A 22,531-nucleotide genomic window follows, 5' to 3' on the forward strand; every position below is an offset into this window, starting at 1 on the left:
TGTCAGCGAGCCTGACGGTCCCGGTGTTCGATGCGGTGCCCGCAGGCACCATGTATCCGTACGTCACGCTGGATTATGAAGCGGTTGATAACACCACTCCGGTGTCCGGCAAGAAGCGCGAAAACCGCCTGTTCTATCTGAGCGTCTGGTCCAGTTACAAAGGCCAGGCCGAAGTGAAGCGCATCAACGGCGAGATCGCTGCCGCCCTGGACGAGGTTCCGCTCCCACTGAGCACTGGCACGGCTGTATCGGTTCGCGTCCTGCGCGCCGGCACCCACCGCGAGCCGGACGGTGTCACCTACATGGGCAGCGTCACGCTTCGAATCATCACCCAACACTGATTCCGCCGCGCACCACCAGCACCCGCCATTGAGCGGGTTTTTTATTGCTTGAAAACCACCCGCGCCCTGGAGGGCAACCATGACTATCAAAACATCCGCCGGCGTCACGCTTCTGATCGGCCCGGCACATAACGTCAGTTATGGCGAGGATGCGGCTGGTATTGCCGCTGCCATCCTGGCCTTGAAGGCGCTCACCTACGTCGAGGTCGGCGAAGTTGAAGACGCTGGCGAGATTGGCGACGAGGCGAGCACTGCCGATTTCACCGCGCTGGCCAACCGCCGCAAGCGCAAAGTCAAAGGCACCTTCGATGCGGGCAGCCAGAGCGTCACCCTGGGTGAAGACCCGAGCGATGCGGGCCAGGCGGCCGTGAAAGCGGCGGTGCGTAGCGACTCGAACTTCGCCGTCCAGATGGATTACGGCGACGGCTCGTCGGACTTCTACCTGGTCCAGGTGTTGAGCTTCCGCAAGCAGATCGGCACCGCTGAATCGATCCGCAAGGCGTCGGTCAATCTGGCGATCAACTCCGCCATTTACGAAGAGCTGGCGCCAGTCACTCCGTAAGGCTTTCGCTTCAACAGGCGCAGCGTCTCGTTGCGCCTGATCCCACACTTTTTCTTCAAGGAATACAGAACCATGTCCAAGACTGACCACGGCACCGTTGATGTTGAAATTGGCAGCGAGATCTACACCCTGAATTTCAACCTGAAGGCGGTGCGCAGCATCGAGCGCTTTTTTGGCGGCATCAGCCCGGCCTTGGCCGAACTGCAGAAGTTCAGCCTGACCGCGGCCGCGAAGGTGATCATCGCTGGCGCCAACCTGACCTTGAAGCCCAAAGAGGGCGATGCGCTCGAAGAAGCCATCTACGAGCAGGGCGTTGGTGAAGTGACCGTGCCGCTGATTACCTACGTCGTGGCGCTGCTGAATCCGGCGGCCAAGACCGAGGAAGAGCTGGAAAAGGCGGCTGAAGCGGGCGCGGTAAAAGGAAAAAAGTAAGCCGTCCCGGCAACGGTAGCTATGTGGATGAGCTGTTCTGCATAGCCACCGGCAGCCTCTATTGGTCGCCCCGGGATGCCTGGGAGACGCCGGTGCCGCAGATCATCATGGCGTGGGAGGCTCGTGTCGAATTTCTGCGGGCCACCAACCCCAACGGCCAGCCGCCTAAACCGACTGGGCCGCCGGCGGATGAAACCCCAGAAGAGAAACGACAGCGGATCAAGGATCAGATGCGCTCGCGTAAGGATTCGTGACGCGCATGATATGGCATTTTGATACGCTGCCGTTTTGGGAGGGATTCCGGTGCTCATTATTATTTTGTTGGTCGTAATCATTACGATCCTAGTGCCTTGGGTGCTTGGGCTGTTAGTGGCGGCAGCCGCAGTTTATGGCGCATGGGTCCTGATTGTTGCCAGTCTTGGGGCTGGCGCTCTGCTTTTGTCCATCGTATTTCTCGCGGTGAGAGCGGTGTTCTTTCCGAAAAAAACACCCGCGGACGCCTTGGCTGTCTCGAACAAAGAGTTCAACAGGAAGTACGTGGAGCAAGCCAAAAAGGAGGGGCTGGCGAGAGAGGTGAGCGGTGCTTCTGCCAATGATCAGCCAGAAAAACTTTCAACCTGTTCGGAAAAAGAGCTAGCCAAAGCTCCGGCGCCATACTCCCCACGAATGATCACATGCTCTCACTGCGTGGAATCTATTCCCAAGTACACGCTTTGGTGCCCCAAGTGTGGAAAAGATCCAAAGCTGATACGAAAACCAATAATCTGAAATGAACCCGCCACGTGCGGGTTTTTTTACGCTCCCAAACCGGCCACAGCGCCGGTTTTTTTTCGCCTGGAGAATCACATGGCAGGTCAAGAAGTCCAGGGGATGCTGATCCGCCTCGAAGCCACTACAGCGCAGATGCGCCAAGAACTGGCGCGTGCAGACTCGTCTGTTACTCAGGTTTCTGGACGTATCGACCGCCAGTTGGCTCAGGTTGATTCAGCTTTTGATCGAGTGGGGCTCAGCGCTCAACGAGCGGGAAGCCTGCTAAAGGACGCTCTTTCCCTTGGGATTGGTGGCGCTGGGATCGGCGCCTTGGTCAGCCAGGCCGAGGCATACACGCAAATTGCCAACCGGCTAAAGCTGGTGACTTCAAACAGCGCCGAGTTCACCGCTGCCCAAAACTCGGTGTTCAGTATTGCTCAAAAAGCCGGTCAGCCTCTTGGCGCCACGGCGGAGCTTTATCAGCGTATTGCGCAGAATCAAGATGCTTTGAAACTGAGCGGTAAAGGTGTCGCGGGCATCGTCGAAACCATCAGCAAGACGATGGTTATCAGCGGCGCCTCGGCCGCTTCGTCTGAGGCCGCACTGGTCCAGCTTGGCCAGGCGTTTGCGTCTGGCACCCTTCGCGGCGAAGAGCTCAATTCCGTGATGGAGCAAGCTCCGGCGCTTAGCCAGGCCATCGCCAAAGGTATGGGCGTATCCGTGGGCGCGCTTCGCGCTCTCGGTGCCGAAGGAAATCTCACGGCCGAATCGGTCGTGAAGGCATTGCAGGCGCAACAAGGTGCTGTGGATTCGTTGTTCGGCAGGATGCAGGACACGATCGGGGTCGGGCTGACTCGCGTTCAAACATCAATTACCAAGATGGTCGGGGAGGGCGACAAGGTCGGAGGCATGAGCGCCCGGATTTCTGCGGCGTTTACATCCGCCTCCAGGGCAATGGACGCAATCACTGCCGATGGCGATGCCTTCGCTGAAACCATCAAGAGCATGGGCAGCGCCTTAGAGAATGTTGCGTACGTGGGGGCTGCAGCACTAGCGCTTGGTACGGGGAGGATGGCTGTATCGTTTGCGCAGGCCACCCTCGCATCTGTTCAGCAAGCGGGCGCATTAGCGCTTTCGACCAAGGCAAGTCTTGAGGCTCTGGCGGCGGAAGCGGCCCTAGCCAGGCAATCGCTGCTCACTGCGCAGACCCGTCAACTAGAAGCTAAGGGATTGGTCGAGCGCGCTGGGCTGGAGCTCGCTGCCGCTGAAGGGAAGGTTGCTTCTGATCGGGTGCGACAAGCTTCCGAACTGGGGAATCTTAAGCTCGTTCAGGCGACTCTGACGGCGGAGCGCGAACTTGAGGGGCAGCGGCTCAAAGCTCAAATCACTGACCAAGGCCGAACCCTGTCCATTGCTCGGATAGCGGAACTTAGAACCGCTGAAGCTGGGGCTATCAGGCTGGTCCAGGCCGCCGAAGTGTCGCTGGCCGCTACGACCGTGGCGACTTCCGCCGAGATAACTGCCGCCCTTGGAGCCCAGACCGCCGCCAGAGGAGTTCTGGCTGAAACAACCGCAACTACCAATGCTGCCATCGTTACGTCTGACCGAGCAGCCGCCGCTGCTACGGTTGGCGCAAGAGCGACAACCGTCCTTTCAGCCGCTAGTGGGGGCTTGCTCGCTCTGTTAAGTGGTCCAGTCGGCCTTATCGCCATGACCGGGCTTGTTGCCGCTTCTTTCATCGACTTAGGCAGTAGCGCCAAAACCGCCACGTCCGCGCTGATCGATCAGAACCTGACCGTTGATGATTCGATTGCCAAATTCCAAGAACTCGGCGAGGCACAGCGAACCCTTCAGATCTCGACTTGGACTGAAAAACAAACGGATGCCTTAGACGAGGTCGGCGCGGCGCTCAACGAGTACTCGATGCGCGGCAAGCAAGCTTTTCAGCAGCTAGGCATGGCCGGTATCGAAAGTGGGGAAGCATTCGACAAGCTTATGGAGGAGGTTCGCACCGGCTCCAGATCTCTTAATAGCGTCACCGAGTGGGTCAAAGAGAACAAAGCGATTCTGCCTGCTTACACTTCCATGCTGGAGCAGACGGCTGCGGCGTACGAAATCAATGGTGTCAAAGCCGACAAATTCGGGAAGCTGCTCGGGCAAGTAAGCGGCGTAACCGTTGCTGTGACTTCCAGCACCGAAAAACTGAAAGTTGCTCAAAAAGACTCAGGCCAGACGGACGCCGTAAAAGCCTCGTGGGACAAGTACATCGAGCAGCTGACTAAAACCCGCGACCTGCTTGGTGCGAATGCTGCTGCCGAGGCTGCCTATACGGCTGCTAAAATGGGTGCAACACCGGCCCAGGCAGCGCAAGCAAAGCTCATCGCCGATCAAACTGACGCCCTGAAAAAGTATCAGGAAGCGATCAAGGAAGGCGACAAGGTCCAGCAGGCCAGTCTCAAATTGCAGTTGGTGGCGCTCTACACTGCCGAGGACGCAGTAACTCAAGCGGCCGCAACGCAAAGCAAGGCGTACGCAGACACCGCCACCGCTGCAGAAAACAGCGCTCGTCGCCAGATCACCGCAATTGAACAGGCCGCCAATTTCGCTGTTGTGTCGGCAACCCGCGTTGCCATGGGCGCTTCTGCACCGCAGTCATCGCTGTCTGGCTACGGCTTGCTCACTAACGGCGGTACCGCACCTATTGTTCCGGCTGTACCGACGGCTACCCCCAATCAGCGCGCGGATGCTGCAATCGCTCAGCTTGACGCGACAACTGAAGCGAACAAGCGTGTGGACAAGTCGGCGAACGCTGCTGCAACCGCACTGAAGAACCAGGCGAAGGCCCTGGACGACCTGCTGGCCAAGTCTGGAATCTCGACCAAATCGGCCAACGAAATGGCCGATGCCTATCTGTCTGGCGCGGACAACATTCGCGCGATCACGATCCAGCAAAAGATCCAGGAGGAACTACTAAAAACCGGCGCTGACTCCTATGACAAGGTGAAGGAAGCTGTAAACAAACTGCAAGACGCAGAGGATCGCCGCGATGTTTCGAAGAGCATCTCCGAGCTGAAAGTTGAGATCACGCAGACCTTGGCACAGGCCACTGCCACACTTCAGGGCACTGCTGCCCTCGAAGCCTTCAACATCCAGAAGTCGATGACGGTCGCGCTTGCCGGGAAGAACATCGAGTACGGCAGCAAGGAGTATGACCAGCTGCTGGCCACTACAAAGGCTCAACTGGCGGCCAATAAGGCGCTGGAGCAGGCGGGCCAGGTCGAAGGCATCGTTGATCGCCTGAACCCTCAGATCAAGCTACTGAAGGATTACACCGCCGAGCAGGACGCCCTTAACGCCGCCATGGGTCGCTATCCTGAGAGCGCCAGCCTGTATCAAGATGCACTCTCGAAGCTCGGCAACGAATACGAGGTCAATCGCTCCAAGGCCACCCTGTGGGGGCAAATGACCGAAGGTGCAGTAGACCGTGTTGATGGTGTATTCGCTGATGCCTGGGCAAATATCGGAGCGGGCGGCGACAGCTTATGGGACCGGCTGGTCAAGGGTGCGAAACAGGCCTTTGGCGAGATCGCTCACATGCTCACCACAAAGCCGTTGCTCGCCTCGATCAGCAACTGGCTGACCGGTACCGATAACGGCCAGGGTTTGTCCGCGGTGTGGGGCAAGTTGCTGGGTGGCGCCGGCGGATCTTCGGGCTCATCGGGTAGCGGTTCGCTGTTTTCTGGCCTGGCCGCCGTCGGCAAAGATCTGGTTTCAGCTTGGAACGCGGTCACTGGTGTGGGTGCGGAGATGGCTGCTGGCTGGGCTAGCGGTGGCGCAGGCGGCGCGGCTTCGGCTGGCGTCAATTACTATGGCGGCCAGCTGACGAATCTGACTGGAGTAGTGAAAGGCGGCTTCAACTCCTTGGTGCAGACCATCACCGGGACTACCGTCGCGCAGACGGTGGCAACGCTCGGCGCTGAGGGGATTACCACGTCGGTTCTTTCCGGCGCTGTAACCGAGGGCGCCGCTGCTCTTGGCGCTCAGTTCTCCACTGGTGTAGCCACAACTACCGCCGCCACCTATGCCGCAGCAGAGGCGAGCGCTGCTGCTACTGCGGCCTCGCTCGGCGGGCAGTTCGCTGCTGCAATGTCTTCGATGGCCGCCATGTGGCCACTCGCAGTCGTCGCGGGAATGTATCAATCCGGAAAATTGTACGACAACGGGGTGCGTCCGGATGCCGGAGAGATCATGGACAGCGGGGGCAAGACGGCGCTCGGAAAAGTCGCGATGGCGCCGGGCGCGGGTATGTCCAAGCTCTTCGAAGTGCAAGACGATGCACTGGGAAAAATTGTCGGTGGTAAATGGGCCGCCATCCTCAGCGGATCGACTCTGCATCAAGCCGTAACCAAGTACGTTGGCGAGAAACTGTTCGGCGGCGCATGGGAAACCAAAAACACTGGCGTCGCGCTCGAGGTAGAAGACGGGGTATTCAAGGCTCAGCGGTACGCCGACCAAAAGAAAAAAGGAGGCCTGTTCTCCAGCAGCAAGAAGCGCACTGATTATGACCCCCTGGTGGGAGCTGCCGCAGACAGTCTTGGCGGCGCGTACAACAAAACGATCCTTGACTCCATCGGTCTCGTTTCGCGGCTGGGCGTAGTAGTGAATAAGAATTCGCTCGACGGCCTCGATATCGCAAAGAAGAAAATCAACACAAAGGGCAAGTCGGACGAGTACATCCAGACCGCGATGAACGATTGGTTCGCCGCGCTCGGCGATTCCGCGGTGGCTGCGCTAAACAAGGCCACGGGCGCCGGTCTCGACGGTTTCACCTTCGATGGTCTAGCCACCTTCGCTAACAACCTGTACACGGTGAACGCAAGCTTCGACGCGATCGGCGTGAAGATGGTCGGCTTCACCGTGGCTGGTGGTCGTGCCGTTGAGAGCCTTGTAGCGCTGTCGGGCGGCATGGGATCGCTGCAGGCAAACATCTCAAGCTACTACGACAACTTCACGGATGACACAAAGAAAGCCGACGACACCCTGGCGTCGGTTACCAAACAGTTTTCCGATCTGGATCTGGTCCTGCCTGGCACCCGCGAAGCCTACAAGGACATGCTCGAGCAACTCGACATGACCGACGCATACGGCCAGTCAGTATTCAACGCAATGACCATGTACGCGCAGAACGCCGCCGTCGCATACGGCATCCTTGAACAGCGTGCAAAGGCGGCAGCCGAAGCTCAGGCATTGGTTGCTGAGAAGCAGGCAGAAATAAACGCCAATTATTACAGCCTGTTCACCACGGATGCCGAGAAGGCCAACGACAAGTTGATCGCCATTACTGCGCAGTTTGCCGCGATGGGCGTCGTGCTGCCGGCGACCAAAGAACAGTACAAGGCGATGGTCTACGCCGCTGGCCAGGCAGGCGAGTCGGGCAAGAAACTTTTCGACTTCCTGAAAGGCTCGGCCGGCGATGCAAGCGATGCTTTCTCGATCGTCGCGCAGCGGGCCGAGACGCTGAAAACAAATGCAATCGCCGGCGCCACGGCGGCGATGGGAACTCTGCAGCGCTCGATCACGGCTCAGCAGAAATCGGCATCGATCGCTTACGCAGCGACGAACACCGCGCTGACCGAGATGACCAGCACGGCCTCGAAGAACGTCAGCGATCTGACTTCCGTCGGGGGTGACCTGAGCGCGGCGCTCAAGGCGTTGCGTGGCGACTCAGACGAGGCAGTCAAGACGCTGCGGGCTCAGGCTGTGGCGACACTGCAAAGTGCGCTGGCAACAGCGAAGGCGGGCGGTTCGCTGGCCGGCTTCAGCGGGCTTGAGGATGCGCTCGACACGGTCGGCAGCAACAACAGCGATCTGTACGGGTCGCTGGAAGACTTCAGCCGGGACCAGGGTCGCACGGCCAACGTCGTGGCCGAGCTGAATGTCCTTAACGGCCGTCAGCTCACCACGGCGGAGAAGGCTCTGGAAGGGCTGGAGCAGCAGATCAAGCTGGCGGAGGACAACTACCAACTCCTCACCAACCAGTTTGAATCGGAACTGACCTTCGCTCAGGCCCAGCTTGACGCGTTGAATGGCGTCGACACCTCGATCATGACCGTGGCCGCCGCGGTCGCGGCGATGAATGCGGCCGTGGTGGCCGCGTTGGCCTCGCTACCGCGCAGCGGCCCCGGCAGCGCCGCCGCGAACACCTCACAGAACAACGGTTCGGTCATCGACTCGATCTATCAGTCGGTGCTCGGGCGTGAGGCGGACGCCGGCGGTAAGGCGTTCTGGCAAGCGGCGCTGGACAGCGGGGCCATCCCGTACGACCAGATTGCTGCGGCGATCAGGGATGCAGCTATCGGAAATGGCCAGCTTCCTGCCTACGCCACTGGCGGGCTGATTTCGGGCCCGGGAACAGGAACTAGCGACAGCATTCTTGCCCGGCTTTCGGCGGGTGAGTACGTGATGCGCGCTGCTGCGGTGAGCACTTACGGGACCGGGCTGCTTGATCAGATGAACTCTCTGCAGTTGCCGGCATTTGCCAGCGGCGGTGGTGTCGGGGAAACCGGCCCGCAACTGGAAGTCACCGGCCCGAGCCGGATCTTCAACGCGAACCAGGCAGGGACGATGCGCAACGGGAGCGGCGACCAAGGCGCAACCGTGGCTGAGCTGCGTCAGTTGCGTGAAGAGATGCAGAGCAACTTTACCTACATCGGCAGGTACATCAAGGCGACCGCAGATAGCACCGGTCAGATGACGGAATCGGGGGTTCAGATCGTTGGCACAGTTCAAACTACGGCGGCCTAAGCATGAGTGAGATGAAAGTGGTGCCGGGGATAGAAATAACCCCGGCGAAGATGATTGTTAATGCGTTGCCGGATATGGACTATGCGGCATACAACTCGGGGGCTCCTTATGCGATTGGAGCGCTCGTCACCATTGATCGCATCAACTATCAGGCACTTGTAGCGAATACCAATCGCCATCCCGTAACTGACGCGGTGACGCCCGCTGCCTGGCAGAACCTCGGCTGGGTCAACAAATACCGGATGTTCAATAAGAACATCGGCAATACCTGGAAAATTGGCACGTTCACGTCAAATCCGGGAAGTATCGATTTGACGATTCGGCCAGGCCAGCGCATCAACGCTATCGGGTTGGTCGGCGTTTATGCCTCGTCGGTGCGGATCATCATGACGGTGCCGGGGATAACTGACCCGGTATACGACAAGACGTTCACAATGTCGCGCAAGTCCGGGGGCAGTTGGTATCAATACTATTTTGGTCAGTTCGTAACCAGGGACAACTTGGCCGAGTTCGACCTGCCTCCGTTCAATAACGCCGACGTACGTGTGATTGTCAGCGCTCCGGGCGGCACAGCCAAAGTGGGCATGATGGTTATTGGATGGGCCAAAACAATCGGCACTGCTGTATATGACACGTCCCTGGGTCGAAAGAAGTATACGACCAGCAAGGAAGACTTTGATGGAAGCATGACTATCACCAAGCGTGGCAGGCGCAGGTCAATAGACTTCAAAGTTGAGCTTAGCGGCGATCAGATATCCAGCACACAGCGGACCTTAGACTTCGTTGAAGATGTTCCCTCTCTGTATGTCGGCGCAAGTGAGCTTGATTACACAATCATCGTTGGGATATTCGACGACTTCGAAACAGGTCTTCCGACGTACAACCGTGGGCAATACACACTCAAAGTAAGGAGCCTCATGTAATGGCACTGCCACCACCGATTGATCTTTTACCACCACCGGCATTGCCGACCGATGCCGAAGACGTATTCGACGCCAAGGCAGGGGCATCGCTCACTGCTCAGGCGGCGATGGTTCCGCAGATTAATGCGGCGATTGCCTTCATCAACGACACCGCCGTCGATGCCAGCGAAGCCATTGAGGCTTCGGCCACGGCTGTGGCAGCAAAGAATGACGCCCAGGCATCCGCAGTGAACGCAGCAGCTTCCGCCGCTGCTGCTGAAGGCGCTGGCGGTGTATCCGGCAATCTCGCCACGGTTTATGCAGCCGTGCTCGCATTCAGTTAAGGATTTGAACCATGGTCATGACAGCCGTTCCAGCGTTTGCGCAAACTCCGCGCCTTGTTAAAGCAGTGGCCACAGCGGCCATTGGCAATATCGCGACCGATACGCCGACCAACGTTGTCGAGCTGATGTTGGCGGGCACTAAAGGCAGTCTGCTCACCAAGTTGACAGCAATGCCGCGAGCTAATGTCGCGGCGAACTCGTTGGTGCTTTTCATCACCAAGGCAGACGAAGCGCCGACGCCGCACAGCAAGTTCGCGCTGAAAGATTCGGCGCTGATGGCGGCCTACACGCTGAGCGCAGCGACGGAGATTGTTCAAACCGCTTTCTCGAAAATCACCCCGACGAACCCGATCCGGCTAGCGGCAGGCGACAAGCTCTGGGTAGGCACTCAAGTTGCGCTGCCGTCGGGCGTCGTATTTGTGGGCGAGGGGGCAGATTTTTAATGGCCAGTATGTACGATTTGCATGACCTGCCGACCGGCGAGCTTGCATTGCCCGGCCTGCCGGAAAGAACACCAGTCGCCGCCGCAATCATTCGAGGGGAAGCCTCGTGGACAGTGCCCGGCATCTATGACTTTACGGTGCCTATCGGGGTAACCTCGATCTGTGCGGTCTGTATAGGCGGGGGAGGGGGAATGTACAATACGAACCCTTACTACACTGGTGGCGGTGGTAGCTTAGGCTGGGCAAACAACCTCCCTGTCAGCCCGGGTCAGGTAATTAGAGTAGTAGTCGGCGTGGCTGGCGTGAATGGTGCTCCCGGCGTAGTGACCAAGGGAGGGGATAGTTTCATATCTCCAGATGGCGGGGTCACCGCGTATGTAAACGCTCCGGGCGGTAATATCCTCAACAATGCGAACATCGCCCCTACTCCAAACGGTAATGTCGGAGGGGCTAATGCCTCAACCCAAGGGGGTGGGGGTGGGGGTGCCGGTGGCTATACCAGTCAAGGCGGGAAAGGAGGTGATACGTCCACGTGGGTCGGACTTACCTCGCTGGATGGCGGCAGCGGTGGATCTTATAACAACTACAACGGTGGTGGGGCAGGCGGTGGGTCGTGGCTATATGGCTCAATTATACGCAACAGCCCAGCACCGCCACCCGTCACTAGCGGTAGCACTGGTGGTAATGCAGACGGCAGCCCCCCGACAAGACCGAACCTTAACTTCAATCTGTTTTGGGGCGGGGGAGCTGGCTACTGGCCTGCCGGGTCTGGTGCAGTTCGTATTCTTTGGGGTGCCGGGCGTGCGTTCCCAGCAACTGACGTAGGGCTACCAATATGATCAAAGTACAAAACAACATCGCCACTCGCGCGCCAATCCCCGCCTTCCTCGTCAGCCCCTATCTCCTACCTGAATCCCTCGCCGATCTGTCGTGGAGTGACCCGTCTTACGGCGTGCAAGACTGCGCCTGGTGGCCGGCGGAAAACATCGAGGGCGATCTGGGCGTCAACAAGAAGTGGGGCGCCGAGGTGTTGACCGTCGTGCCTGAGCGCCAGGTCGTACAGGTTGCCCGCAAGCAGGTCGCCATGACCACGGCAGAGAAGGCGGCGCGGGATTCTGCTATCGCCGCAGAGTGGGCTGAACGCATTGCTACCCGCCGCTGGATCGCCGAGACATCTGGCACTACCTTCGGCGGGATGGCCATCGATACAGACGACCGCAGCAAGTTGCTGATTAACGGTGCCGCACTCCGCGCTGATCGAAGTGCCGACTACGTGCTGCGTTGGAAGACATCGCAGGGATTCGTGGATTTGACGGCAGAGCAGGTGCTGGCCGTGGCCGATGCCGTGAGCGAGCACGTCCAGCTCTGTTTTGATCGCGAGGATGCGTTGTTGGGTTCGGTAGCCGAGGGATCGATCACGGCCGAGATGCTGGAAGAGGGGTGGCCCGCCTGACCGCGCTTGTCGTGGCGATTTACTATATTCTGCCGCGACCGCCCCCTACGCAGGTATCGGGGGGCCTTTAATGCGCTCAAGGATTGATCTATGCGTCGTGCATTTTTATTTCTCGGACTAATCAGTTTACTTGCTGGATGCGGCTCTGAGCCATTTCAGCCAGAGGTTAGGGACTCTAACGTTCATCTCCAACGATCAGAGCAGAACATCTATGAGCCAGGGACCGTTATCGTCATTTCAAATGCTGAGTTTCCCTGGGCCGCCAAAGATGTAGCCAGTGTGCTCGGGTCAAACGCTAAGGCATACGACCTGACATTATTCGAGGCTCGTCAGCAGGTCATGTATAACCCTAATGTCTCTGGGTTAGTTGAAGTGGTCCTAAATCTTGATCAGGCCTATGAGACGGTTGCGGCGGTTTGTCGTGACAAAGAGACAAAGAAGGTATGGCAGGAAACACGGGTCGTGAATTTTATGGGTGGAAGGGAGCGTCTTGCTCGCGACATGACAGGCGCCCTGGTCACCAAAGTCAGAGGCATGCGCTGCCCATAAATGCCGCGGCACTAGACATTACAGTAACCCCTATATCAGCCGCCTCAGAGCGGCTTTTTTGCATCTGGAGAAAACACATGAGCCGGTTTGTCACCACGCTGAAGACTGACCAGACCGACCGCCGCTCTTACACGCTGCTCGCTGACCTGGTACTGGCTGACGAGGACGAGCGCACGATCATCGTGCCAACTGGATTCATCACCGACTTTGCCAGCATCAAGGTGCTACACAACGCGTTTCTGTTCGTACTGTTCGCCCTGGTGTCCGGATACGGCAACTACGCCGCGACGGTGCATGACTGGCTGTACTTCGGCGGACAGGTGAATCGCAAGGAGGCTGATGCGGTTCTGTACCGAGCGTTGCGTGCGGAGGGTGTGGCGCGATGGCGGGCCTGGCTGTTCTGGGCCGGCGTCAGGGTAGGCGGCTCCAAGCAATACACCACGACCCCGACACGTTCGGGGTTTTCTTCGTCTGGGCGCTGAAAAGATGAAGCCCCTGCATGTTGGCCATTGCAAGGGCTTCTAGCTTCTACAGGGGAGCAGAGAGCTTGCGGAAGAGCCTAGCAGCGAGAAACAAAAAAGCAAAACCCCGACGCCTCACGATCGTCGGGGTTTCTATTTTCTCCTGCACCCTTTAATACGAGAGAACGTGGGAATGATCCTACCAGCGCCAATCCGGCTCGCCAACCGCCGATCGGGTCTCTATCGACTACAAATTTCAGCTATCCAGCCCGCCCAGTGCGGGCTTTTTTTCGCCTGGAGATAAGTAATGACTACCACAGAAAAAGACCGGGACATCCTTGCGCGCACGCTGTGGGGCGAAGCTCGCGGGGAAGGGCTGGCGGGACAGATCGCCGTCGCCTGGACGATCCGCAACCGCGTGAACGACGGCAAGGCCAAGTCCTGGTGGGGCGAGGGCTATGCCGGCGTGTGCCTGAAGGCCTGGCAGTTCAGCTGCTGGAACAAGAACGATCCGAACTATGCCTATCTCAGTGGGAGCAAGCTGATCCCGGCCGGGCAGTTCGCCCAGGCGCAGCGAGCTGCCGACCAGGTGATCGCCGGTACAGCGTCCGATCCCACTGGTGGTGCGACCCACTACTACGCGACCACCATGCCGAAGGCTCCGGTCTGGACTGTGGGAGCGAAGCTGACGCTGAAGCTCGGGCACCACATCTTTTTCAGGGATGTGCCGTGAGTGCCGCGGCGCTCAAGTTGGCGTTGGTCGGCGTGCTGGCGTTGTTGCTGCTGACAGCTGGCGGGACGTGGAAGGTGCAGGATTGGCGCTACGGCAAGCAGCTCGCGGAACAGTCTGGACTGCACAAGGAGGATCTGACCGCCATCAGCAATGCGGCCGCCACCCGGGCGCGCATCGATCAGGACAAGCGCCTCGCACTCGAGCAACGCCTATCGGCCAGCGAACAAACCCACTACAAGGAACTGAGCGATGCTCAAACCAATCAGGCTCGCCTGCGTGATCGCCTTGCCACTTCTGATCTGCGGCTGTCAGTCCTTGTCGACGCCGCGGATTCAACCGGTGGCTGTTCAGTGCCAGCCGATACCCAAGCCGGCGGCATGGTTTATGGAGGAGCGCGCGCCCGACTTGACCCAGCGCATGCTCAACGAATTATCGGAATCACCGACGCCGGTGACCAGGGACTAATCGCGCTGGCGGCGTGCCAAGCGTACGTTCGGGAGTTTTCTCGATAGCGGCTGCCGGTTAGAAGCAAAGGAAGCTCGAGGTGCTGGAAAGCAACGCCGTGAAGGTTCTCGCCCACTTATCGAAACATTTGGCGGTAATTTATTGTTGAGGCTAGATGAACTTCTGCCGACAAGCTGATGAGCACTGCTTCGATGACATAATTCAAGACATGGAGTATTTATGTTTGACTGGATTCGCAACGTTCGCGTCAGCGCAAAACTTGCCTTGGGCTTTGGCCTAGTGTTGGGCTTAACGTCTTTGATTGCTATCACGGGCTGGATAGCGATCAACGCTCTCACCGACCGTAGCGATAAATTAGCGAGTATTTCTAGTGTCGGTGATCTGACAAGAGACCTACGAATTAATCGGCTGACTATTGAGCTACACCCAGATGGGGCAGGTGGGAAATCGGTAATCGTTGTTCTCAACGAACTCGATAAAGTCTTGGAAATCGCTCGAAATCAGCTGGTAGAACTTGGTGATATCGCGCTGGTCGAACAACAGCGATCTGCCGTGCGCGACTATCGCGAAGCTTTTAGCGATATGGCTAGTGAAAAGAGCATGAGTAAGGACAGAGCTATTTCGGCTCAGGTACTTGCGCGCTTGCAAAAGCAGGGTGATGTCCTGCTTGAGGCAAGTGATCAGCTGATGTCTTCGCAAATCGCCAAGCGCGATGCAGACTCGTCTCGAGCAAAATCCATGCTCGGAATCGTTGCGGCGCTGACTCTGCTGTTAGGCACTATTGCTGCCTGGTCCATCACCCGGCAAATCGTAATACCGTTGCAGCAGGCCCTTAAGGATATTGATCGTATTGCCGCCGGTGACCTTAGTCAGGATGTTGACGTGGGGGGCAGCGATGAGCTGGGTAAACTGCAGGCGAGCATGCAGCAAATGACCATTAGCTTGCGTGAGCTGATTGGCGGTCTTGGCGCTAGTATCACTCAGATAGCCAGCGCCGCTGAAGAATTGTCGGCGGTGACCGAGCAAACCAGCGTGGGCGTCCACAGTCAGAAGGTCGAGACCGATCAGGTGGCTACCGCCATGAACGAGATGGCCGCAACCGTGCAAGAGGTCGCGCGCAATTCCGAGGAAGCCTCAGAAGCTGCTGGTGCTGCGGATCAGCAAGCCCGCGAAGGAGACCAGGTGGTCTGTGAGGCGATTGCTCAGATCGATCGTTTGGCTGCCGAAATCGGAAACTCCACTGAAGCCATGAACCACCTGAAAGATGAAAGTGACAAAATCGGGGGCGTGCTCGATGTGATCAAATCGGTCGCGCAACAGACTAATCTATTGGCCCTCAACGCGGCTATCGAAGCTGCTCGCGCCGGCGAGGCAGGTCGTGGTTTCGCCGTGGTCGCCGATGAAGTCCGCAACTTGTCCCTGCGTACTCAGAAATCTACTGAAGAAATCGAAGAGTTGATTGTCGGCCTGCAAAACGGTACTCAACAAGTGTCCGAGGCCATGGAAAATAGCCGCATCCTGACGGACAGCAGCGTTGAGTTGACACGTCGCGCCGGGGCATCACTGACAAGTATTACCCGCACAGTGTCGACCATCCAATTGATGAACCAGCAGATCGCGACCGCCGCCGAACAGCAGAGCGCAGTTGCCGAAGAAATCAATCGCAGCGTGCTAAACGTACGCGATATTTCTGAGCAAACGGCCGGCGCCAGTGATGAAACGGCCGCCTCTAGCGTAGAACTGGCTCGCCTGGGCAACGAGCTTCAAGTCATGGTCAGCCGCTTTCGAATGTAAAGCGCCCCTGATCGTGCGCCAGAAACCTAACCATTCCTTCCAGGCGCCGGCTTATGGCTGCGCCTGTCATTCGTTATGAGTGCAAAGGGTCGTTTACTGTCCTTTCGCACTGACGCTGAAGGTCGGCAGGACGCCAGGGAAGGCGTGCGAATCTGCTTATACTGCCCACATCAGAATGATCGACAATGGAGACGAGCATGGAAGATCCCGGCGAGAAGATAGCCGCGGAGGAGCCGTTAATGCAGCAGGCCCTGCAGGCAGTGCGCCGGTATGACGAAGCGAGCGGCGTGAAGCCAGCCGAGGAGGTCGAGCGCCTGCGCCTCGAAGCGATAGCACTCATGAAGGCGGTGTCGGAGTATCAACTTCTGGCGCTGAGTGGTCCGGCGGGGACGCTTCACTGAGTTGGTTGGGTCAGCCGCCGGCGCCGTCCTGGAGGTGCTGGACGGACTGTTTTCGATATCCGCGCCGGGATCATTGCAGACCAAGCCGCCTTGAGGGTGTTGCAGGTGTATGTGATGAATGTGTGCCGATGAAGGGATGGTGTTCAGTCGGCAGAACGCCGGGAGGAGGGCGCTGCTAGCTGAGCGCCGGCAGCGGCTCGGGTACGAGCTAGAACTATCGACGGCAGCTGAGGCTTGTCGCGGATCAGTCAGGGTTTGAATCTATTATGCGCTGGCGCTCGAGTTGCCTCGCCCTTCTCGACGGCAAAGGTTCCACATGGTGATCGAAGACACGTTTTTCTGCGTCACTTAGAGAATCGTGGTCATTATCGTGCAAGGCAATCCCATACGATGTCGGTCCCTCCTTCAGCAGACCTTCGTCAACAAGGTCCTGAATAGCGTAGCCAAGCTGTTCATCCCCATAGCTGTTAGGTTCCATACGAAATCCCTCCTGATAAGTGTCTGGAGCGTAGCTATTCTCGGCGCAATCTGCCACCCGCGCCGCCATGGTGCTATCCGACCTGTTTCAGCGGGCTGACAAAAGAGCGGGAGAACTGGCGGCAGCGTATGACCGGGCCCGGATAGCTGGCTTGACCTGCGAGGCGGCCTATACTGCGCTGACCAAATGATCGGCAGGAGGCCAGCATGGTGGATATCTACGAGAAAATAGCAGCAGGGGAGCCGCTAAAGAAGAAGGCTCTGCAGGCAGTGCGCCGGCATGAGGAAGCGAAAGGCGTGAAGCCGGACGAGGAGGTCGAACGCCTGCGCCGCGATGCGGAATCGCTCATGTCTGCGGTTCAGGAATATCAGTTTCGGGTGCTGGGTGGTCCGGCGCGGTCACTTCACTGAGTTGGTTGGGTCAGCCGCCGGCGTCAAGGGCGGCATGGAAGAGCGAGGCGCGCGCCCGACTTGACCCAGCGCATGCTCAACGAATTATCGGAATCACCGGCGACGGCGACGAAGGGCTGATCGCGCTGGCGGCTTGCCAAGCCTACGTCAAAGCAATAGCGGGCGAGGGCAGGGTCGACGATTAGGCAATGGATGCTCAGAGGCGGGTGTGCTGCCTTGCGAGGACTGCAATCGACCCCCATAGCTGACGTCCAGCAGCATCAATATCGTGGTTCACCGATTGTTTTAACACGTGGCATCCCTTCCCTAACGCACGAACTTTGATGCCAAAATGGACTGCCCAAGCGGTTATTTGGTCATTATCTTGTAATTTTTTTCTTTTAAGTTAAGTAGTTACGCCGGCAAGAATCTGTGCGCGCTGTATTGGCGAAGCGAACTGTTACCTGACTTTGCCCATGCCTACTACCTACTAGAAGTCTGCAGGATTCCTCGCCGCCGCCCTTCGCGATCGGGCTATGATCAAGATATTTGTACCGGACTCCCTGGCCTATGCCCATCGACCTGCAAGCGCTCTACCCCAGACTGATCCATCTGATGCTGGACACGGTCTTCGTGGTCGATAGGGACAACCAGATTGTATTTGTGAGTGAAGCCTGTGAGGCCCTACTCGGTTACCGTGCCGACGAGCTGACCGGCACCCCGATCACCGACTATATGCATCCTGAGGACCTGGCGGTCACACGAGCCTCCATTATCCGGGTCATGAATGGTCAACCTCACTTCGATTTCCGCAACCGATATATCCGCAAGGACGGAGGTATCGTACACATCCTGTGGGCTGCCTTCTGGTCCGAGGAGGTGGGTGCGCGGATCGGTGTCGCGCGGGACGTGACGGCCCTCAGCCAGGCCGAGGAGGAATTACGTTTCCTCGCCCATCATGATCCGCTGACAGAACTGACCAACCGGTCGCTTTTCAATGATCGACTGGACTCGGCCCTGCGAGCGGCACACCGCCACAAGAGCACTCTGGCTTTGCTGTTTCTGGATATCAATGACTTCAAGGGTATCAATGATGTCCATGGACATGCAGCAGGCGATCGTGTGCTCTGTATGATTGCACGACGTCTGGAAGGCTGCGTACGTGAGACGGACACGGTGGCCCGGATGGGCGGTGATGAATTCACTGTTCTGTTGACGGATATCCAGTCGGAGGATGCCGTTTCCGGGAAGGTGGAGCAGATTCTCGCGGTCATGGCCGAGCCGCTGGGCGCTGAATTTGGCGGGATCAAAATGCCGTCCTGCAGTATCGGCGTGGCCTGTTATCCCGCGGACGGGGAGGATGCCGATACTCTGCTCAGCCATGCGGATGGGGATATGTACCGGAGAAAAAGGCACCGTTCTGCAGCTGGGTGACGAGCCTGCAGGGTACCTTCGGCAAGCAGCCGCTAGCGCTGTATGACTCGATCCCGAATAGCTGGCCTGGCATGCGAGGCTGCCTATACTGCCCTGATCAAATGATCGGCATTGGAGGCTGGCATGAGAGGCCTTGACGAGAAGATAGCTGTAGGGGATCCGCTAATGCAGCAGGCTCTGCAGGCATTGCGGCGGTACAACGAAGCGAAAGGCGTGAAGTCTGCCGAGGAGGTCGAACGTCTGCGCCTCAAGGTAGAGGCACTCATGACCGCAGTGTCGGAGTATCAGCTTTGGGCGCTGGGTAGGCCTGTGAAATTACTTCGCTGAGTTGGAGCTATCAGACCCCGCCCCTGGTTCCGCACACTCCCCACGGCTACCTCGACCTTAGCGGTCATAGGTAAAAGAGCCGTTGTCGTCAAAGCATTCGAGATAGAAGGCGCGCGCAACGGCCTATCACGCCCGTCTTGAATCCCGGCGCACATCAGGACAATCCCGATTGAATTTTCTGGTGCAGGATGGAAGTCAGTTCCCGACCGGGGTATTGGGCTTTTAGGCTCCGCGCTTTACAGCCGAGCGCATGACTAAAAGCAACGGCGTCCGTGAAGCACTGGGCACTCCCACACAACCGACAGCGCACCCGTAAGCCGTCGAGTTTCCAGTGTTTGTTCCAGGCTTCCAGCGGCAGGTAGGTCACGGACATTCAAAAGCAGTCCTTTGGCATTGAGCGACAGGGGCTGAGTGCGCGTAAAACCACGCCCTATGGCAATGGTAGACCAGCCTCCGGGGGGCTGATCTCCAGCCGGCGCAAAAAAAGCCCACCGAAGCGGGCTTTTTTTTGAGGAGACATTTAATGAAAACGCCGTTATGCGCAGCGGCTCAGGGATGCTTGTTGGCCCGGATTCCAAGTCCGGACAGCGCTTCGAACAGCGCCTCACCCCCCTCGGAAATACTGCTGCTGTCGTCGTTTGCATGCGTCAAGATCAGGTAGCCGTCAGCTTCATACAGGGTGACGGCCTCCACCTCGGTATAAAATTTGTCGTTGTGTCTGAACGATACCGCTGAATTCATTTTGGTTCCTCCGGTACACGTGGGGCGCAACACGACGCGATTGGATCGGGAGCCAGGTCATGGATGCCCTCACGCATCGGGGGCAAGCTGTGAATTTTGTCAGCGGTCACGGCCATGGCCACACACGCCATCCGACCGCACTGAATTTCAGTGATGACCCCCGCATCGCGTAAGCCCAAGGCATAGCCTTCGGCACGACCGGCAGCTTCCATCACCAGGGGCAGGAGGCGGCCTTCGATGATTTTGAACAGCAGGTTCCCCCACCGTATCGTCTGCCCACTGCTCAGCCCCATAACTGCGTCATACGCGGCGAGAGAACTCAACATATTACTGTCAGCCAAAACATTGGAATTCGACATGAATTACATCTTTTTTTGTTTTTGAATGGGTTTTACACAGACGAAAAAAAACGGCGGGATGAACGCCACCGTTTTCTTTTTCTACTGATTCCGTATTCATTGGGCATCCTCCCTGATGCATCGCTCTACTGCGATGTCCCTAGCTCTCGGCCTTGTCAGCCTGGTCGATCCATCAACACAACGGGATATTAACTGGCCAGGCAGCCATTAGGCAGCGGGCAATTGCCTAAGCCATTGTACGCAATTGCTTACAACGCCTCCGAGGCCAGATTCGATGGAGGATAAAGGCGAAATTTCAATCCATCGGATCCTTGATTACGCGCTCTCCCGGTATCGATCCGCGAGCCTTACTCTGGCATTGTCCAGGATTGCAGCTTGTAGCCCTCCTGGCTCAACTCGGCGCGCGCCTCTTCCAGCAGGCTTTCCAGCTGCGCCGGATCGGAATAGGCACTGCTTGGAATCTGTTTGCGGCCAATACGAGTGTTGGTCCGGTCGATGACGGTCAGGCTCAGTTCGCCATTACCGTCTTGCGGAGCCCAGGCGACGCATTGAAAAGGTTCAAATGCATCGCTGGCAATCAAAAGTGCTTCGTTGATGCGGAGCGGGGTGTTCATGGGGTTTCTATCCTTGTACCCAAAAAATGATGTGCCGTCGGTTGGGCTTCCTGGTCGGCTGGCTATTAGTAGGGGAGTCAGCACGGACAAATAGATGCGCGCTTGATGGGAGCTGAAGCATTCCCAAAAAGGAAGTCATACAGTTTCAGTTAGGCCTGCGCTGCATCCTTGATACAGATAGTGAAGGGGCCCCTCATTTACCGCGCCGTCTTCTACAACCACCAAACCCGTCGCCGTAATCACCGGTGCTTGCGCGAAAATCAACTTGAAAAATACTGTTCGACATGACGAAGCCTCACCAATTTAGAGCTCTGAGCGTAGCCGCAGAATGCCGTTAGCGCGGTGGCATATGTAACAACTTGTGCCATTAGGATGGCCTCGATGATGCTGCCTATACTGCCCTGATCGAATGATCGGCAAAGGAGGCCGGTATGGGAGATCTAGACGAGAAGATAGCTGCAGGGGACCCGCTGATGCAGCAGGCTCTGCAGGCATTGCGGCGGTATAACGACGCAAGAGGCGTTAAGCCGGCCGAGGAAATCGAACGTCTGCGCATCGAAGCGGAAGCGCTCATGACGGCGGTGTCGGAGTATGTATCTCGGTCGCTGGATGGTCCCGAGCGGACGTTTCATTGAGTTGGAACTATCAGGCCCTGCCCCTGATTCCGCACATTCCCCACGGCCATATCGACCTTGAACCATTCGAAGACCTCGGACGGCTCTCCCTGTTGAATCATCATATGCTCGGCGCGCTCCTTGGGCGTTGCCGGATCAAGCCATTCCCGGGCCAGCTCCGGCGCTAGTATTACCGGGCGTCGATCGTGGATGTCCACCATGCCGCCGGCCGAATCAGCAGTGATGATCACGAAACCATCATATTCACTGGGCGTGTGGTCGCCGGCCGTAAACTGGCCGATTGAGGCGCAGAAGGCAGGGGCACCATCTCGGCGCCGGATAAGGTAGGGCTGCTTCTTCGGCCCGCCTTCATCCACCCACTCAAACCAGTTGTCGATTGGGGTGATAGCACGGTGTGGCCAGATCGCCCGGTAGAATGGGCTATGCGCTACCTTTTCGACTCTGCCGTTCGGTTTCGCTGGCTGGTCGGTTGCCCAATGCGGTCGCCAACACCACCTGACCAGGTCGGCGCGCAGCGTGTCGCCTTCCTGGCGAAAGAGGGCGACCCTTGTTGTAGGTGCGACGTTGTACTGCTCGAGCGGCTGGTCGCCGATGGTGTTGACCAGAGCATTGGGCATGCTCAGCGCTGCAACAAAGTCGTGTATGCCTCGGTACTGGGAAAGTCTTCCGCACATGGATAGGTCCTCCGGTGGAAATCTCAGCTTAGCTGAGCCGTTTGCCCGGACGCGGATCCACTCCGCGGAGTCTGACCACTTGATCGCGCAACTCATCTATTTCCCGCACCTGGACATTGGACGCGCTCTTGAGGTTGCGCAGCTGCTCGCGTAACTCCGCAAGCGTCGCTGCTTTCTCTTTGAGGAATTCCCTGGCCTGGTCTCGGTCTTTTGTGGTCTGTGCCTGCATCTCGACCAGCTTGAAGATGTTTTCCCGGGCCGCACGCAGCTGCTGGTTGAGATTGTCGATCTCGTTTTCGAGCAGGTGCGTGTGTTGGATGCAGGTTTCGAGTGGCGTGGGGATGCCGAGCCACTCGCAGGTGTCTTCATCAGGGTTCACGTCATGCTTTCCTGATACTGTTTGGATATACAGCAATCGAGGCGAGCCGATCAGGCGAGGGTGGAGC

At 57.9% G+C, this 22,531-nt stretch carries 27 protein-coding genes and 2 pseudogenes; 22 read left to right on the forward strand and 7 right to left on the reverse strand.

The genetic code is table 11. The features are described from left to right. The 17 genes and pseudogenes from F8N85_RS00005 to F8N85_RS34760 all read left to right on the forward strand — a co-directional run. On the forward strand, positions 1-341 hold a 341-nt coding region (locus F8N85_RS00005; RefSeq protein WP_150801651.1), incomplete at its 5' end, for a DUF3168 domain-containing protein. Between the two features lie 79 nt (positions 342-420). Further along, on the forward strand, positions 421-903 hold the full coding sequence (locus F8N85_RS00010) for a phage tail tube protein (RefSeq protein WP_150801652.1): 483 nt from the start codon (positions 421-423) through the stop codon (positions 901-903). Between the two features lie 72 nt (positions 904-975). After that, positions 976-1,335, forward strand: coding sequence for a hypothetical protein (locus F8N85_RS00015; RefSeq protein ID WP_150801653.1), 360 nt, complete (start codon positions 976-978; stop codon positions 1,333-1,335). Between the two features lie 23 nt (positions 1,336-1,358). Continuing rightward, positions 1,359-1,589, forward strand: coding sequence for a hypothetical protein (locus F8N85_RS00020; RefSeq protein ID WP_150801654.1), 231 nt, complete (start codon positions 1,359-1,361; stop codon positions 1,587-1,589). A gap of 49 nt (positions 1,590-1,638) precedes the next feature. Beyond that, positions 1,639-2,103, forward strand: a complete 465-nt coding sequence (locus F8N85_RS00025; RefSeq protein ID WP_150801655.1) for a hypothetical protein — start codon at positions 1,639-1,641, stop codon at positions 2,101-2,103. Between the two features lie 78 nt (positions 2,104-2,181). Then, a complete protein-coding gene (locus F8N85_RS00030) occupies positions 2,182-8,889 on the forward strand; it encodes a tape measure protein (protein ID WP_150801656.1) in 6,708 nt (2,235 codons plus the stop codon). Between the two features lie 2 nt (positions 8,890-8,891). After that, a complete protein-coding gene (locus tag F8N85_RS00035; RefSeq protein WP_150801657.1) occupies positions 8,892-9,812 on the forward strand; it encodes a hypothetical protein in 921 nt (306 codons plus the stop codon). After that, complete coding sequence (locus F8N85_RS00040; protein WP_150801658.1) at positions 9,812-10,135, forward strand: hypothetical protein; 324 nt, start codon at positions 9,812-9,814, stop codon at positions 10,133-10,135. The genes F8N85_RS00035 and F8N85_RS00040 overlap by 1 nt, the downstream gene beginning before the upstream one ends. A gap of 11 nt (positions 10,136-10,146) precedes the next feature. Beyond that, positions 10,147-10,578: a hypothetical protein gene (locus tag F8N85_RS00045; protein WP_150801659.1), complete on the forward strand. Its 432-nt coding sequence runs from the start codon at positions 10,147-10,149 to the stop codon at positions 10,576-10,578. Between the two features lie 835 nt (positions 10,579-11,413). Beyond that, the gene (locus F8N85_RS00050) at positions 11,414-12,031 is read left to right on the forward strand and encodes a DUF4376 domain-containing protein (RefSeq protein ID WP_150801660.1); all 618 of its coding nucleotides are present in this window, start codon (positions 11,414-11,416) and stop codon (positions 12,029-12,031) included. Positions 12,032-12,121: 90 nt separating this feature from the next. Then, positions 12,122-12,580: a hypothetical protein gene (locus tag F8N85_RS00055; protein ID WP_150801661.1), complete on the forward strand. Its 459-nt coding sequence runs from the start codon at positions 12,122-12,124 to the stop codon at positions 12,578-12,580. A gap of 77 nt (positions 12,581-12,657) precedes the next feature. Further along, complete coding sequence (locus tag F8N85_RS00060; protein WP_150801662.1) at positions 12,658-13,062, forward strand: DUF1353 domain-containing protein; 405 nt, start codon at positions 12,658-12,660, stop codon at positions 13,060-13,062. Between the two features lie 286 nt (positions 13,063-13,348). Beyond that, complete coding sequence (locus F8N85_RS00065; RefSeq protein WP_150801663.1) at positions 13,349-13,774, forward strand: cell wall hydrolase; 426 nt, start codon at positions 13,349-13,351, stop codon at positions 13,772-13,774. Next, positions 13,771-14,286 carry a lysis system i-spanin subunit Rz gene (locus F8N85_RS00070; protein WP_150801664.1) on the forward strand — a complete coding sequence of 172 codons (516 nt, stop codon included), beginning with the start codon at positions 13,771-13,773 and terminating at the stop codon, positions 14,284-14,286. The genes F8N85_RS00065 and F8N85_RS00070 overlap by 4 nt, the downstream gene beginning before the upstream one ends. A gap of 172 nt (positions 14,287-14,458) precedes the next feature. Next, the gene (locus tag F8N85_RS00075; RefSeq protein ID WP_150801665.1) at positions 14,459-16,033 is read left to right on the forward strand and encodes a methyl-accepting chemotaxis protein; all 1,575 of its coding nucleotides are present in this window, start codon (positions 14,459-14,461) and stop codon (positions 16,031-16,033) included. Between the two features lie 197 nt (positions 16,034-16,230). Further along, complete coding sequence (locus F8N85_RS00080; RefSeq protein WP_150801666.1) at positions 16,231-16,434, forward strand: hypothetical protein; 204 nt, start codon at positions 16,231-16,233, stop codon at positions 16,432-16,434. A gap of 166 nt (positions 16,435-16,600) precedes the next feature. Next, a pseudogene (locus F8N85_RS34760) lies at positions 16,601-16,693 on the forward strand (hypothetical protein); the annotation flags it as partial. Here F8N85_RS34760 and F8N85_RS00085 read toward each other — a convergent pair. Beyond that, positions 16,679-16,912 (reverse strand): hypothetical protein, encoded by a 234-nt coding sequence (locus F8N85_RS00085; RefSeq protein WP_150801667.1) that lies wholly within the window; start codon positions 16,910-16,912, stop codon positions 16,679-16,681. The pseudogene F8N85_RS34760 and the gene F8N85_RS00085 overlap by 15 nt on opposite strands. A gap of 46 nt (positions 16,913-16,958) precedes the next feature. On the opposite strand from F8N85_RS00085, the pseudogene F8N85_RS00090 reads away from it, so the two are divergent. The 4 genes and pseudogenes from F8N85_RS00090 to F8N85_RS00110 all read left to right on the forward strand — a co-directional run. After that, positions 16,959-17,102: pseudogene (locus tag F8N85_RS00090) on the forward strand (DUF2514 family protein); the annotation flags it as partial. A 16-nt stretch (positions 17,103-17,118) separates the two neighbouring features. Beyond that, the gene (locus F8N85_RS00095) at positions 17,119-17,322 is read left to right on the forward strand and encodes a hypothetical protein (RefSeq protein ID WP_150801668.1); all 204 of its coding nucleotides are present in this window, start codon (positions 17,119-17,121) and stop codon (positions 17,320-17,322) included. Positions 17,323-17,871: 549 nt separating this feature from the next. Next, positions 17,872-18,735 (forward strand): sensor domain-containing diguanylate cyclase, encoded by an 864-nt coding sequence (locus F8N85_RS00105; RefSeq protein WP_150801670.1) that lies wholly within the window; start codon positions 17,872-17,874, stop codon positions 18,733-18,735. 165 nt (positions 18,736-18,900) lie between these two features. After that, a complete protein-coding gene (locus F8N85_RS00110) occupies positions 18,901-19,062 on the forward strand; it encodes a hypothetical protein (RefSeq protein WP_318183200.1) in 162 nt (53 codons plus the stop codon). Between the two features lie 154 nt (positions 19,063-19,216). Here the strand turns inward: F8N85_RS00110 and F8N85_RS00115 are convergent, their stop codons facing one another. The 4 genes from F8N85_RS00115 to F8N85_RS00130 all read right to left on the reverse strand — a co-directional run bounded on the left by F8N85_RS00115 (position 19,217) and on the right by F8N85_RS00130 (position 20,776). Next, positions 19,217-19,435, reverse strand: a complete 219-nt coding sequence (locus F8N85_RS00115) for a hypothetical protein (RefSeq protein ID WP_150801672.1) — start codon at positions 19,433-19,435, stop codon at positions 19,217-19,219. Positions 19,436-19,611: 176 nt separating this feature from the next. Further along, a complete protein-coding gene (locus tag F8N85_RS00120) occupies positions 19,612-19,803 on the reverse strand; it encodes a hypothetical protein (protein WP_150801673.1) in 192 nt (63 codons plus the stop codon). Further along, positions 19,800-20,162, reverse strand: coding sequence for a hypothetical protein (locus tag F8N85_RS00125; protein ID WP_150801674.1), 363 nt, complete (start codon positions 20,160-20,162; stop codon positions 19,800-19,802). Before F8N85_RS00125 ends, F8N85_RS00120 begins: the two co-directional genes overlap by 4 nt. Positions 20,163-20,509: 347 nt before the next feature. Beyond that, the gene (locus tag F8N85_RS00130) at positions 20,510-20,776 is read right to left on the reverse strand and encodes a hypothetical protein (RefSeq protein WP_150801675.1); all 267 of its coding nucleotides are present in this window, start codon (positions 20,774-20,776) and stop codon (positions 20,510-20,512) included. A gap of 431 nt (positions 20,777-21,207) precedes the next feature. On the opposite strand from F8N85_RS00130, the gene F8N85_RS00135 reads away from it, so the two are divergent. Next, on the forward strand, positions 21,208-21,411 hold the full coding sequence (locus F8N85_RS00135) for a hypothetical protein (RefSeq protein ID WP_150801676.1): 204 nt from the start codon (positions 21,208-21,210) through the stop codon (positions 21,409-21,411). Here F8N85_RS00135 and F8N85_RS00140 read toward each other — a convergent pair. Then, on the reverse strand, positions 21,405-22,085 hold the full coding sequence (locus F8N85_RS00140) for an SOS response-associated peptidase family protein (protein ID WP_150801677.1): 681 nt from the start codon (positions 22,083-22,085) through the stop codon (positions 21,405-21,407). The genes F8N85_RS00135 and F8N85_RS00140 overlap by 7 nt on opposite strands. A 28-nt stretch (positions 22,086-22,113) precedes the next feature. Further along, a complete protein-coding gene (locus F8N85_RS00145) occupies positions 22,114-22,464 on the reverse strand; it encodes a hypothetical protein (protein WP_150801678.1) in 351 nt (116 codons plus the stop codon). Positions 22,465-22,531: the final 67 nt, after the last annotated feature.

Origin of the sequence: Pseudomonas fluorescens (assembly GCF_902497875.1) — a bacterium.
GTDB lineage: Bacteria > Pseudomonadota > Gammaproteobacteria > Pseudomonadales > Pseudomonadaceae > Aquipseudomonas > Aquipseudomonas fluorescens_BR.

Bases quoted from the DNA above. Each gene is read 5' to 3' on its own strand.
- F8N85_RS00010 (WP_150801652.1), top strand. From the start codon at position 421: ATGACTATCAAAACATCCGCCGGCGTCACGCTTCTGATCGGCCCGGCA.
- F8N85_RS00015 (WP_150801653.1), top strand. From the start codon at position 976: ATGTCCAAGACTGACCACGGCACCGTTGATGTTGAAATTGGCAGCGAG.
- F8N85_RS00030 (WP_150801656.1), top strand. From the start codon at position 2,182: ATGGCAGGTCAAGAAGTCCAGGGGATGCTGATCCGCCTCGAAGCCACT.
- F8N85_RS00035 (WP_150801657.1), top strand. From the start codon at position 8,892: ATGAGTGAGATGAAAGTGGTGCCGGGGATAGAAATAACCCCGGCGAAG.
- F8N85_RS00040 (WP_150801658.1), top strand. From the start codon at position 9,812: ATGGCACTGCCACCACCGATTGATCTTTTACCACCACCGGCATTGCCG.
- F8N85_RS00045 (WP_150801659.1), top strand. From the start codon at position 10,147: ATGGTCATGACAGCCGTTCCAGCGTTTGCGCAAACTCCGCGCCTTGTT.
- F8N85_RS00050 (WP_150801660.1), top strand. From the start codon at position 11,414: ATGATCAAAGTACAAAACAACATCGCCACTCGCGCGCCAATCCCCGCC.
- F8N85_RS00055 (WP_150801661.1), top strand. From the start codon at position 12,122: ATGCGTCGTGCATTTTTATTTCTCGGACTAATCAGTTTACTTGCTGGA.
- F8N85_RS00060 (WP_150801662.1), top strand. From the start codon at position 12,658: ATGAGCCGGTTTGTCACCACGCTGAAGACTGACCAGACCGACCGCCGC.
- F8N85_RS00065 (WP_150801663.1), top strand. From the start codon at position 13,349: ATGACTACCACAGAAAAAGACCGGGACATCCTTGCGCGCACGCTGTGG.
- F8N85_RS00075 (WP_150801665.1), top strand. From the start codon at position 14,459: ATGTTTGACTGGATTCGCAACGTTCGCGTCAGCGCAAAACTTGCCTTG.
- F8N85_RS00080 (WP_150801666.1), top strand. From the start codon at position 16,231: ATGGAAGATCCCGGCGAGAAGATAGCCGCGGAGGAGCCGTTAATGCAG.
- F8N85_RS00085 (WP_150801667.1), bottom strand. From the start codon at position 16,912: ATGGAACCTAACAGCTATGGGGATGAACAGCTTGGCTACGCTATTCAG.
- F8N85_RS00095 (WP_150801668.1), top strand. From the start codon at position 17,119: ATGGTGGATATCTACGAGAAAATAGCAGCAGGGGAGCCGCTAAAGAAG.
- F8N85_RS00105 (WP_150801670.1), top strand. From the start codon at position 17,872: ATGCCCATCGACCTGCAAGCGCTCTACCCCAGACTGATCCATCTGATG.
- F8N85_RS00110 (WP_318183200.1), top strand. From the start codon at position 18,901: ATGCAGCAGGCTCTGCAGGCATTGCGGCGGTACAACGAAGCGAAAGGC.
- F8N85_RS00115 (WP_150801672.1), bottom strand. From the start codon at position 19,435: ATGTCCGTGACCTACCTGCCGCTGGAAGCCTGGAACAAACACTGGAAA.
- F8N85_RS00120 (WP_150801673.1), bottom strand. From the start codon at position 19,803: ATGAATTCAGCGGTATCGTTCAGACACAACGACAAATTTTATACCGAG.
- F8N85_RS00125 (WP_150801674.1), bottom strand. From the start codon at position 20,162: ATGTCGAATTCCAATGTTTTGGCTGACAGTAATATGTTGAGTTCTCTC.
- F8N85_RS00130 (WP_150801675.1), bottom strand. From the start codon at position 20,776: ATGAACACCCCGCTCCGCATCAACGAAGCACTTTTGATTGCCAGCGAT.
- F8N85_RS00135 (WP_150801676.1), top strand. From the start codon at position 21,208: ATGGGAGATCTAGACGAGAAGATAGCTGCAGGGGACCCGCTGATGCAG.
- F8N85_RS00140 (WP_150801677.1), bottom strand. From the start codon at position 22,085: ATGTGCGGAAGACTTTCCCAGTACCGAGGCATACACGACTTTGTTGCA.